General features: G+C 40.7%; 11 protein-coding genes and 1 pseudogene. 8 read left to right on the top strand and 4 right to left on the bottom strand.

Annotated elements, in window-relative coordinates:
• The first annotated feature begins 133 nt into the window (after nt 1–133).
• The 7 genes and pseudogenes from folE to N8A86_RS15060 all read left to right on the top strand — a co-directional run bounded on the left by folE (nt 134) and on the right by N8A86_RS15060 (nt 5,919).
• On the top strand, nt 134–814 hold the full coding sequence (gene folE / locus N8A86_RS15090) for a GTP cyclohydrolase I FolE (protein ID WP_273566151.1): 681 nt from the start codon (nt 134–136) through the stop codon (nt 812–814).
• A gap of 15 nt (nt 815–829) precedes the next feature.
• A pseudogene (gene cysS, locus N8A86_RS15085) lies at nt 830–2,310 on the top strand (cysteine--tRNA ligase).
• 44 nt (nt 2,311–2,354) lie between these two features.
• Complete coding sequence (yidD, locus tag N8A86_RS15080; RefSeq protein WP_273566150.1) at nt 2,355–2,576, top strand: membrane protein insertion efficiency factor YidD; 222 nt, start codon at nt 2,355–2,357, stop codon at nt 2,574–2,576.
• Between the two features lie 143 nt (nt 2,577–2,719).
• Complete coding sequence (gene lgt / locus N8A86_RS15075) at nt 2,720–3,652, top strand: prolipoprotein diacylglyceryl transferase (RefSeq protein ID WP_273566149.1); 933 nt, start codon at nt 2,720–2,722, stop codon at nt 3,650–3,652.
• A gap of 25 nt (nt 3,653–3,677) precedes the next feature.
• Nucleotides 3,678–4,172, top strand: coding sequence for a DUF192 domain-containing protein (locus N8A86_RS15070; RefSeq protein WP_273566148.1), 495 nt, complete (start codon nt 3,678–3,680; stop codon nt 4,170–4,172).
• Nucleotides 4,169–4,687, top strand: coding sequence for a GNAT family N-acetyltransferase (locus tag N8A86_RS15065; protein ID WP_273566147.1), 519 nt, complete (start codon nt 4,169–4,171; stop codon nt 4,685–4,687). Before N8A86_RS15070 ends, N8A86_RS15065 begins: the two co-directional genes overlap by 4 nt.
• Complete coding sequence (locus N8A86_RS15060; protein WP_273566146.1) at nt 4,684–5,919, top strand: ATP-binding cassette domain-containing protein; 1,236 nt, start codon at nt 4,684–4,686, stop codon at nt 5,917–5,919. The genes N8A86_RS15065 and N8A86_RS15060 overlap by 4 nt, the downstream gene beginning before the upstream one ends.
• Nucleotides 5,920–5,987: 68 nt before the next feature.
• On the opposite strand, the gene secDF is transcribed toward N8A86_RS15060, so the two are convergent.
• Both secDF and N8A86_RS15050 read right to left on the bottom strand, forming a co-directional pair.
• Nucleotides 5,988–8,951 carry a protein translocase subunit SecDF gene (gene secDF / locus N8A86_RS15055; RefSeq protein ID WP_273566145.1) on the bottom strand — a complete coding sequence of 988 codons (2,964 nt, stop codon included), beginning with the start codon at nt 8,949–8,951 and terminating at the stop codon, nt 5,988–5,990.
• A gap of 159 nt (nt 8,952–9,110) precedes the next feature.
• The gene (locus N8A86_RS15050) at nt 9,111–10,037 is read right to left on the bottom strand and encodes a malate dehydrogenase (protein WP_273566144.1); all 927 of its coding nucleotides are present in this window, start codon (nt 10,035–10,037) and stop codon (nt 9,111–9,113) included.
• Nucleotides 10,038–10,290: 253 nt separating this feature from the next.
• Between N8A86_RS15050 and N8A86_RS15045 the strand changes: the two genes are divergently transcribed.
• Complete coding sequence (locus tag N8A86_RS15045; protein WP_273566143.1) at nt 10,291–10,662, top strand: hypothetical protein; 372 nt, start codon at nt 10,291–10,293, stop codon at nt 10,660–10,662.
• Nucleotides 10,663–11,048: 386 nt separating this feature from the next.
• Here N8A86_RS15045 and N8A86_RS21670 read toward each other — a convergent pair whose 3' ends face one another.
• Entirely contained in the window at nt 11,049–11,219 is a 171-nt protein-coding gene (locus N8A86_RS21670) for a DUF6747 family protein (RefSeq protein ID WP_337251630.1), read from the bottom strand.
• Nucleotides 11,220–11,582: 363 nt separating this feature from the next.
• A complete protein-coding gene (locus N8A86_RS15040; RefSeq protein ID WP_273566142.1) occupies nt 11,583–12,596 on the bottom strand; it encodes a DUF6588 family protein in 1,014 nt (337 codons plus the stop codon).
• Between the last annotated feature and the right edge of the window lie 57 nt (nt 12,597–12,653).

The following is a 12,653-nucleotide window of genomic DNA, read 5'->3' as shown; positions in this document are numbered from 1 at the left end:
GTAGGTTTCGGATGTTGATGTCAAAAATAGTGGCTCTCTTGTCTTAACACTAATTTATGTTGTGTAACGCCCCGTAGAAGGTATAAAGTGCCATTTTATGTATATCTTTGCCGTTCTTTAAAGCAATTTTTAGATGAAAATTGATAGGAGTTTGGAAGAACATTTTGAGGAGATGGGGAAAGAACATATTTCGTCATCAGAGGATACACCCTTACGGGAAGATGCTTTTGTTTTGAACGATGACGAAAAAATCGAAAGGATACGTGAAAACATCCGGGAAGTCATGCTGACCTTAGGCCTTGACTTAGATGACGACAGCTTAAAGGGTACTCCTGATAGGGTCGCCAAAATGTTCGTGAAAGAATTGTTCGGAGGACTTCATCCCGAGAGAAAGCCCAAATCGTCAACTTTTGAGAATAAATACAAATATGGCGAGATGTTGGTCGAAAAGAACATCACGCTGTATTCTACCTGTGAGCATCATTTGCTCCCCATTGTTGGAAAGGCCCATGTAGCCTATATCTCGAACGGAACCGTTGTCGGACTTTCAAAAATGAACCGTATCGTAGATTATTATGCCAAGCGGCCTCAGGTACAAGAACGTTTGAACATTCAGATTGTACGTGAACTGCAACGTGTTTTGGGTACCGATGACGTTGCCTGTGTCATCGACGCCAAGCATTTATGTGTCAATTCGAGGGGTATACGTGATATCGAAAGTAGCACCGTAACCGCTGAATATGGAGGCAAATTCAAGGATGAGGCCGTACGCCGCGAATTTTTGGACTATATAAACCTTGATACCAACTTTTAATCGTTTTACTACGAAATGCAGCTTTACGAAAGCCAAAATCTAAGAGTATCAAATTCCCTTACCGGTAAAAAAGATGTCTTCAAACCTTTGAACGAGGGGCATGTAGGCATGTATGTTTGTGGCCCTACGGTGTATAGCAATGTCCACTTGGGCAACTGTAGAACGTTCATGTCGTTCGATATGATTTTTCGCTATTTGAAACATATGGGCTATAAGGTGCGCTATGTACGCAACATTACCGATGCCGGCCACTTAGTCGACGATGCGGAAGATGGAGAGGACAAAATCGCAAAAAAGGCCAGGTTGGAACAATTGGAGCCGATGGAAGTGGTACAGCGCTATACCGTCGATTTTCACAATATCTTGGAGAAGTTCAATTTTCTACCCCTAGTATAGAACCTACGGCAACCGGACATATTATCGAACAAATCGAGATTATCAAAGATATTCTTGAAAAAGGATATGCTTACGAGGTCAACGGCTCGGTCTATTTCGATGTAAAAAAATTCAACGAAACATACGAATACGGGAAGTTGAGTGGCAGAAAATTGGAGGATATGATCGCCAATACCCGTGAACTTACCGCTCAAGACGACAAAAAAAGTCCTCAGGATTTTGCCCTCTGGAAAAAAGCAGAGCCGCAACACATCATGCGATGGCCTTCGCCTTGGGGAGATGGTTTTCCTGGTTGGCATTTGGAATGTACCGCAATGAGCACAAAATATCTCGGGGAGACGTTCGACATACATGGTGGCGGTATGGACTTGAAATTTCCACACCATGAATGTGAAATCGCACAAGCCGAGGCCAGTAATGGCCATCCACCGGTAAACTATTGGTTACATGCCAATATGCTGACGATGAACGGTAAAAAAATGGCAAAGTCTACCGGAAACAATATTTTACCGGGTAAGATATTCTCGGGTGAAAACGACATTCTTAGTAAGCCTTTTTCGCCTTCAGTGGTTCGCTTTTTTATGATGCAGGCCCATTATACCAGTATCTTGGACCTCAGTAATGATGCTTTGTTAGCCTCTGAAAAAGGATACAATCGATTGATGGAAGCTTTGGACACGCTATCTACGCTAGAGACGGGCAAAACTTCAGGCTTTGACGTGGAAGCATGGAAAAAGAAGTGCTACGAAGCCATGAACGATGATTTCAACACCCCGATCCTTATTGCCACATTGTTCGACGCCGTAAAGTATATCAACCAAATCAAAGAAGGCCATGCCGGTATTTCGGCGGATAACAAAACAATCCTTCGCGAGACTTTGAACGCCTTTATATTCGATGTACTCGGATTGGAGCGAAAAAGTGAATCAGGGGCAGATGGTCAAAAATTGGTGGGCGTTGTCGAATTGTTGATCCAACTTCGAATGGAAGCACGAGCGAATAAAGATTTTGCTACCTCCGATAAGATTAGGGATGAACTCTCCAGTTTGGGCATTCAACTGAAAGACGGAAAAGAGGGCACCACTTTTAGTGTTTCTTGATACCTGCCAACAACAATTAAAAAACAGCAACTAAGAAAACGAGCGTGAAAAAAATATTGATAGCCCCTTTCATATTTCTAGTGAGGTTCTATCAAACAGCTATTTCACCTTATACTCCTGCAACCTGTCGATACTCGCCCACCTGTTCACAATATACTTTGGAGGCCTTAAAAAAACATGGGCTTTTTAAAGGAGGATGGCTTTCAATAAAACGTATTTTTAGTTGTCATCCATGGGGTGGTAAAGGGTACGACCCAGTACCATAAATGGCTCAAAAAATCAAATTCCGAATCCCAAATCCCAAAAATGATTTCTATTGGGATCTGAAAATTTATTTACCACATCATCTCATCTATGTTCTCTTCTCTATTTTCTATTTTAACTATCTTAGCCACCAAAATCCAAATACATGCACTTCTTAGGTATCATCTGGAATCCCGATGAAACGATTTTCAGTCTCGGCCCTTTACAGATAAAGTATTATAATCTTCTTTGGGTCACTTCATTTGCCCTTGGGTGGTATCTTATGAAGAAAATCTTCCTCAAAGAGAAAAAGACTGCCGAGCAGCTAGATTCGCTTTTTATGTATAGCCTTATCGCTACGATGTTGGGTGCCCGTCTCGGTCATGTCTTTTTTTACGATTGGGCCTATTATTCTCAACATTTGCTCGAAATTCTGTTGCCCATTCGAGAAACCTCTAGTGGTTATGAGTTTACCGGTTTTACAGGCCTTGCCAGTCATGGTGCCGCAATCGGAGTCATCACCGGCATGTATCTTTATACCCGAAAACACCCTGAATTCAATATCTTATGGATATTAGATAGAATTGTCATTCCGTTTGCCATCGGTGCTTTCTGTGTACGTTTGGGTAATTTTTTCAATTCTGAAATAAATGGCAAGGTGACCGATGAAAATTTTGTTTTTGCCACCAAGTTTATTCGAGATTCCGATGATATGCATCCCGCTGAGGCCATGCGAATAACTGGTAAAAAGACGGTCAATGCAGCCTATGATGCGATTGTCAATAATCCTCAGTTTTCTGAGGTTTTGGAACAGATTCCATATCGACATCCTGCCCAATTATATGAAGGGGTTGCCTATATTTTTGTGTTTCTAATATTGTACTTTTTGTATTGGAAAACCGACAAAAAGAACAAATCGGGATATCTTTTCGGTCTGTTTTTAGTCCTGCTTTGGACCATTCGTTTTTTCGTGGAATATGTAAAAAAGAGTCAAGGAGGTTTTGAAGAGTCCTTAGGGTTGCTTTCTACCGGACAATGGTTGAGCATTCCTTTTGTAATCATTGGGCTTTATTTTATGTTTAGACCAACGAAGGATTAAGAGTTAGGAAAACCTTATAATTTTCATGAAGCTTAGATTCATTTTATATTTTATCGTTTCGATAGTATTATTGGGCAGTTCTTGCAAAAACGAACCGAAAAAGGTCGTTACCACCGAACCGGTTGTCTTTACCAAAGAAGGTGAACTCTCCATCTTCAATAAGGATAGTGATTCTTTAATTGCCAAACTGAATATTGAATTCGCGGAAACTGAATACGAAACCCAGACAGGACTCATGTACCGAACATCAATGGAAGATGATCAGGGAATGCTCTTTATTTTTCCTAAGGAAGCTTTGCATTCTTTCTACATGAAGAATACCGAATTTTCTTTGGACATTATCTTTATAGACGCAGATTTTAAAGTCGCCAGCTATCAAGAAAATGCCCAACCCTTGACCGAAAGTGGACTTTCATCAAAAGTACCCGTTCAATACGTACTGGAAGTCAATGCAGGGCTAGTTGAAAAATGGTCGTTGGATGTGGGTGACACCATTGAATTTAACAGATTAAAGCCATGAATTTGCTGCTTGAAGATCAGGAAACGGAACGCTTGAAATTCAGGAAGCTTACGACAAATGACTTTGAAACCTGGTTACCCTTTCATCAGAATCCGTTGAGCACCGTACATTGGTTCGGAGAAAATCCGGATCCCAATATCGCCTGCCAAGATTGGTTCAATAGGGTTTTCCATCGCTATGAAAACGGAACAGGAGGTTTGAATGCTTTAATTTCCAAAAAAACGGGAGACTTCATCGGACAATGTGGACTATTAGTTCAGGAAGTTGACGGTAAAAAAGAGCTAGAAATCGGATATTCCATGTTACCAAAATACTGGCGACAAGGTTTTGCTACGGAGGCCGCGCAAAAATGTAAAGAATTCGCCTTTGACAACAATTTGAGTGAATCTTTGATTTCCATTATTCATATCAAAAATATCCCCTCCCAAAAAGTAGCCTTTGCCATTGGTATGCAGCTCGATAAAACCACCGAGTATAAAGGTAACCCCACTTATATTTTTAGAGTTCGTCAATGAAAAAAAAACATTGGGCAATTTTCATAGATAATTCCTCGGATAAAAGTCACCTAATTGATGAACTTCTGAATCATCCTGCCAATATTGGATTTAAAGAACTTAATGGCCAACGAGGTATCCTATTTTCTAAATTGGCACTGGAACAATTTATGGATGAGGAAGAACGGCATGGAATCAAAACAATCACGTCCGATACGCTTCAAAGTCTTACCACCCGTTCTAGTGGAGAACAGAAAAAGGCACTTTTGAAACATGTTCTCAAAAGCAATCCACAGTTCATTATTTTAGACAATCCCTTTGATAATCTAGATACCGTTTCCCAAGAAGATTTTAAACATCAACTACAGAAAATTACCCGGCATACCTCTATCGTGCAGCTCATTAGTAGGGCATCGGATCTTCTGCCCTTTGTCAATACCTTTGCCAGACTTAAAAATACCGACTTAACATTCTACCCTAATGTCAAGCAGGCAAGAATTAGTAATTCTTCGGAAAACTTTGATGGTACCATTCCGTCACCGATTGAGAAAATGGACTTCGAAGGCGATATACTCATTGAACTTAACCATGTAAATGTTTCATACTCAGGAAAACCTATTCTTAACAACATCAGTTGGAAGATTCAGAAAGGAAGTTTCTGGGAGCTTCGAGGAAAAAACGGAAGCGGTAAAACGACAATACTATCGATGATTACCGGAGAAAATCCAAAAGGCTATGGAGAAAATCTTTTCATTTTTGGGCAAAAGAAAGGAAGTGGCGAAAGTGTTTGGGACATTAAAAAACGTATTGGTTATTTTACCCCGGCAATGACAGATAAATTTATGGGCTACCATACCGTCCAAAATATGTTGATTTCCGGCCTTACCGATTCTATCGGTCTTTATGTCAGACCTACCGAGGCTCAAACCCGATTGGCAAAAGAATGGCTAGCACTTATAGGCATGTGGAATAAAAAAGATAGCCTCTTCCATGACCTTACCATGGGTCAAAAACGATTGGTCATGTGCGCTAGGGCCATGGTAAAGCATCCATTGTTATTGATTTTGGATGAACCTACCGCCGGACTCGATGATGCTAGTGCACTACTCTTTGTGGCCTTAGTCAACAAATTTGCTAAAGAAAGTGATACGACCATTGTCTTCGTTTCCCATAGAAGGGAACCAAGTCTTAATCCAGATTACATTTATGAGCTTACTATGGAGGAAAATGGTTCTACAGGAAGGTTGAAATAAAGAGAACCGTTTCCCCCGTTGAGAAGTCACTGGGCAAAACGGTTCTTTTGTTTAACAATTTTTATAACCTACTTCGCTTCGCCCGATTTTACACTCTTCTTCAAGAAGTCAAACATTACAGGGGTTGCAATAAAAAGCGATGAATAGGTACCTACTACAATACCAACTATCATTGCGAACATAAATCCTCGGAGTGACTCACCTCCAAAAATAAAGATGGCCAAAAGCACCACCAAGGTGGTTAGCGAGGTATTCAAAGTTCGGCTTAAGGTACTGTTCAAGGCCAAATTGGTGTTGTGGCCTGCCTTCCAACCTTTTTCATTGATAATCTCTCTAATACGGTCGAATACGACCACGGTATCGTTCAACGAATATCCTATGACCGTCAAAATAGCTGCGATAAAGGCTTGGTCGATTTCCATATTGAATGGCATAATCTTTCCAAAGAGGGAGAAAACGCCCAACACGATCAAAACATCATGAAAAACAGCTGCTACCGCTCCTAACGAAAACTGCCATTTTCTAAATCGCAAGAGAATGTATAAGAACACTACGGCCAACGAACCTATAATCGCCAAAAATGCATTTTTCTTAATGTCATCGGCAATGGTCGGCCCTACTTTCACAGATTGCATGATACCAATAGATTTTTCACCACTACCTGTAATGAAATCGGATTTGGTTATTCCATCAGGCAAATATTTTTGTAATGCGGTAAATAACTTATCTTGAATCTCATTATCCACTTCGACGCCTTCAACATCGACTTTGTATGGGGTCGTGAGCTTTATCTGATTGGCGTCACCAAATTCTTTTACGTTTGTACCACTACCGAAGACCGTATTAAGCTCGGATGCAATTTCAGAAGGGTTTACCTCGTTCTGAAAACGAATCTGGTATGAACGGCCACCTACAAAATCTACACCTTGCTGCAGACTATTGGTCATCAACGAAAAGATACCGATACCCAACAGGATAGCAGAAAAAATGTAAGCTATCTTACGTTTGCCCAAGAAATCGATATTGATGTTTTTGAAGAGGTTCTTGGTCAAGGCCGTCGAAAAATCCAAGGTTCTTCCTTTGCCACCGATATACCAATCGACTAACAATCTGGTAATAAAGATTGCTGTAAACAACGAGGTAACGATACCGATTAATAAGGTCGTGGCGAAACCTTTGATAGGCCCCGAACCAAACACGAACAATATCAAGGCGGTTAGCCCCGTCGTAATATTGGCATCCAAAATCGAGGATAGCGCATTGTCGAAACCATCGGCAACGGCTTGTGCCTTGCCTTTTCCTTTTGCAAGTTCTTCTTTTATCCTTTCAAAAATCAGTACGTTGGCATCGACCGACATACCGATGGTCAAAACGATACCCGCAATACCTGGTAATGTCAATACTGCGTTCAAACTTGTCAACACCCCGAAGATCAATAGAATATTCAGCAACAAAGCGATATCGGCAAAAACACCTGCCTTACCATAATAGAAAATCATCCAGACCAGAACGATGGCCATGGCGAGCATAAACGACATAAAACCACTATCTATCGCCTCTTGACCCAATGAAGGTCCAACAATGGTAGATTGGATAATTTCCGCCGATGCCGGCAATTTACCTGCTCGTAGAACATTCGCAATATCTTTAGTCTCATTCACTGTAAATACACCCGTGATTTCAGACCTTCCTCCTGAAATCGGCCCTGAGGAAACTCCAGGGGCGGTATATACTTTATTGTCCAGCACAATGGCAATACCTGTTTGATTGGTATAGGCATCGCCCGTCAATTTTTCCCACTCCTTGGCACCTTTCGTGTTCATGGCCATGGTAACGGCTGGTTTACCGTTCACGAATTCGTCCCTCGCATCACTGACCACATCGCCACTTATTCTTGGGATAGCATCCCTGTTCGATTTCAAGGCAAAAAGATCTACAACTTCGGTTTCAGGCGTTGGCGGACGTTCCCACACAAATTTGGTAAACTGGATATCTGCGGGAAGCAAGCGTCGAATCTCGGGCATTCGCAGGTATGCCCCTACTTTGGCAGTATCCTTTATAGCCGCCCTGAACATAGCATTACTACCTGGATTTGCAGGAATCAATAAATCGAACAATGGGTTCACTTGGCTGGCAAGATCCAAAGAATCGGAAGCGACATCAGAAAGTAATGAATCAATTTCAGATTCCTCCTTTATAGGCTCTTCGATCTGTGTCGTATCGACCATGGTCTTCAACTTGTCATTGGCCGCAACAATAAACTGACTAAAACTCGGATTGCTTTGCGGATAGGTTTCCCAAAACTCCAATTGGGCCGTACTCGAAAGTAGGTCTTGGGCACGGGCAATATCTCTAGCTCCTGGAAGTTCCACCAAAATACGTCCTGAGTTACCCTCTCTTTGAATGTTCGGTTGTGTTACCCCGAAACCATCGATACGCTCACGCAGTACTTCAAATGCAGAAACAATGGATTCATCTATTTTTCTACGGATGATAGGTTTTACTTCATCATCGTCCATTTGAAAATTGACTTCGTCGCTTAATGTCTTATTCGCAAAAATATCCGGGGAAGCCAATTTGGCATCTCCCTTTATGTTATCGAAAGCTTGGAAAAACAAATCGATATAGGTATCATCACTGCTCATTGAAGCTGCATCGGCATCAGCCAGGGCCTTGTTGAAAACCGGGTTTTTAGTATTGTTGGCAAGACCTTTCAAGATGTCTTTTATAGAAATCTGAAGGGTAACATTGATTCCCCCTTTAAGGTCAAGCCCTTTGTTCAATTCTTTTTTCTTGGCCTCGTTGTAGTCGGTATAGCCTAATATCGGGTTACCTCCTATGGAATCTAAATAACTGGCCTCTAAAGCTTCGCGCTTTGAAACATAATCCTCTTCCGAATCTGAAATTCTACTTGCGGCAAAGACTTCCGCTTCGTTTTCGACCTTACTGGTTATAAAAGTGTAGGATAATTGATAGATACTCACTAGACCGAAGAGGAGTGCAAAAAGCTTTATAAGTCCTTTATTCTGCATGGGTTACGTTTATGTTTGAGATGCTTTTATTAACAGCGTGCAAATATATGATTTACCCTATGAATTGGCAATATATTTATAGGTAAACATGAAAATCAAAACGTCCCCTCACCATAACCATGGAGAAGGAACGTTCGAAATTAATTTCACAAGAAGCTGTTAGAGTTCTAACAGACCGTTGGTTTTTGTGACACCGGCCGCACTTTCTTGCATTTTTGCCTTCTCGGCATCACTCAACGGCACATCGACAATCTTCTCGATACCGTTTTTACCCAAGATTACCGGTACACCGATGCAGATGTCATTTAAGCCGTATTCACCTTCTAAAAAGGTAGAGCACGGAAACATTTTCTTCTGGTCACAGGCAATGGCCTGAACTAGGCCCGAAACTGCTGCTCCCGGGGCGTACCATGCACTGGTACCCAACAATTTGGTCAATGTGGCACCGCCAACCTTGGTATCTTCGGCAACTTGTGACAAGCGTTCCGAGGAAAGAAATTCAGAAACCTTGATGCTATTTCGAGTAGCGTGGGAGATAAGGGGCACCATGCCTGTATCACTATGCCCACCGATAACCATTCCGTCAATATCGGAAATTGGAGCCTCCATGGCCTCTGCCAAACGGTATTTGAAACGGGCACTATCCAAGGCACCACCCATACCAATGATTTTATTTTTGGGCAGATTCGTCGTTTTGTGTACCAAATAGGTCATTGTATCCATTGGGTTACTCACAACTATAAGCGTTACATTGGGTGAATATTGGATTAGGTTCGAAGAGACCGTTTTTACAATGCCTGCATTGATACCGATAAGTTCTTCTCGTGTCATGCCAGGTTTACGGGGAATACCGGAGGTGATGACGGCGATATCGCTATTAGCGGTTTTTGAATAATCGTTGGTGACCCCGGTAATTTTTGTGTCAAATGCGTTCAACGAGGCACATTGCATCAAATCCATTGCCTTTCCTTCGGCAAAACCTTCCTTAATATCCAATAAAACTAATTCAGATGCAAAATTCTTTATGGCAATATATTCTGCACAACTAGCCCCAACGGCACCTGCTCCAACTACGGTTACTTTCATATATGTCTTTTTTAAATATTTGAATTCTTGAATTCAAAAATAGGGATTTTAACAGATAAAAGTGACCGCCCCGTCTTATAATTATGTTCTGAACGGTGTATTTCAACGATCGTTAAAATGCACCCTTGTTAAAAAAAGAGGGTTTTTAACGAAGAAAACGGGAATAAGATACCGTACATCGAATTTTGACAATACCAACTCGAAATCGGACGTTCTTAAAGTACCAAATCTTGAATCAGAAAATACCTACATAATGAAAAAGCTCTTTTCATTTTTGGCGATTATCGCCATCATTTTCGCAAGCAATTGCTCGCGAATACCGGAAAATAACGACCCCGTAATCGGTATATGGTCTCGTGTCGAAGTCGAGGCCACCAATGCCGCTAAACTAACTGTTCGTCACGAATGGATTTTTAACGATGCCTATCTCGGAAGGTTCCACAGAATTGAAAATGGTTCCATAAAAATCAAATCCGATTTCAAGTGGTCATTAAATAGTGATGATACCTATACCATCTCATATCCCGGACTTGACAGAGCGGATGATATCGTAAGCTTTAAAAACTCCGATGAAAAATTGCTGTTGGAACGAGTAGATGGTTTCATGCTTGCGAGCAGAGAATAATAGTATAGCAACTTTAAAAATATAATCAGTAGTAATTATTCGTTTTTTAATTGAGCACCAATTAAAAAAGCGCCTCATCCCCCGATAGGCGCTTTTTTGTTTGGTGTTCCGTTTTGTAACCTACTCAAAAACGAAACCAGTAGAAACGCTAAATGTAAAAGCATATAGCACCAAAAATTAACTCAAAATACAAAACCAAAAAAAGCTTTTAAATATGATACGGCGAACTTCGTGCTTTAATCCATGAACGCTTCTCTATAAATTTCTTTGACTAAAAATATATTTTTCATAATAGTTGAATGGGGCCGTTTAAATCTTTTTTAAGTGCCTCATCAAGTGCCTCATCCCCCGAGAGGCACTTAAAAAAAGATTCCTGCCCTTGCCACCTACTCAAAAGCGAAACCGGTAGAAACTCTAAACACGAACGCGTAAATCAAAACAAGATAACTCGCAAAGCAAAACCACGTAAATGCCTTAAAATAAGATTTAACGAATTTAGTTCCCAAGTCTTTGAAGGCCTCTAGATAAATTTCTCTAATCAATAGTACGTTTTTCATAATGTTTGGATTTGGGATTACGCTGTTTTGCGTATTAAACTTATTTCTTATAAATCATTTCATTGGGCTCTTGTATTAAGAAGGAATATTCTTACTTAATATTGGAAATTTTCGATGAATGGTTAATTTTTATCGACAAAATGCGTTTTTTGTTTAAAAAGATATCGATTAAATGCAATTTTTTGGGATAAAGTGTATCATCCTGTAAGATAAAATATTTGATGTATCTCACTAGCATATTGAATCGTAGCCAATAGCAAACTCGAATTGTACATTACCGGAACATGGCGTTGAAGGAAACAAAAAATCCCGAATCCTCAAAGAGATAGGATTCGGGACTTCAAAGAGTTCGTTCAGTCAAGTTTATCTAAACCCAAAGTTCACACCAACAGATAGACTATTGAATTCCGCCACCGTGTAATCGGCATGTAGCCTAAAAAAACCTAGTTTCAGTTTGGTACCGATATTAGCGCGAACCCCACTGGCATCCTTGCTAACCGAAAATGGATTCTCGTAAGTCTGTTGAAAAGGGCCTGATTGTACCGTATACGTTCCCAATATATCAGTAGTGGACTTTCCTTTCAGATATCCCAATCCTCCATAAAAGTTTATAATCGGAAGTTTTGTGGAAACAACGGCCTGAAAAACCCATGTATTCAATTTCATATCGATTCGTTGATCACTACCTGCTATGATATTGGTATTGGTGAAATCGTACGTTCCATCAAGATGGGAATATCCAATGACCCCTGAAATGGCCACAGGAAAAATTTTCTCTGCTGGAAGATGCTGTGTGAATTCGTGCTGTATCCCAACACCGTATAGTCCAATTGAAGATTCTTCAGCGTTGATTTTTGGCAAAAACCGCACTTTGAGCTCTGTGCCTTTTATAAGTCCCACACTGGCCTGAACAAAGGCGGAAGGAATAAAATTAATATTTTCGGAAGCCAATCCGGTAGGCAATTCGAACTCTTCTCTCGCGGGTACACCAGGCGCAATTTCTCCTTCTACGAATACAATAACGCCATCAATATCTCCTAATGCCGATGAAATCATTTTAGAAGTGCTTCCATCTTCAAATTGCAAATTTTCATAATCGGCCGTATTTAAGGTAAAGGCTTTTTTATCGTTTTTATTCTTAAAGTTGGCCATATTACCGATAATGGAGATTTCAAAACCACCTAAGGGTTTCGCCTTACCGTGATTATACCAACCATTGGAGATGCTATGCATAGCACCCTCTGAAACAGGAGCCAAATAGTCATTTGTAAATCGCTCTGCATCGTTAAGACCGGCCGCCAGTATTTCATTGATATTCGATTGCGCATTTGCTTGAATGCCAAATAACACAACAAGTAGGAAAAATACTCTTTTCATGATGTAAGTTTTTCCCAAAACTAAAAAACCTGCACGGGCTGTGCAGGTTTTTGTTGT

Origin of the sequence: Maribacter halichondriae (assembly GCF_027474825.1) — a bacterium.
Lineage (GTDB): Bacteria > Bacteroidota > Bacteroidia > Flavobacteriales > Flavobacteriaceae > Meishania > Meishania halichondriae.
This window is presented reverse-complemented; position numbering and strand designations above follow the sequence as displayed.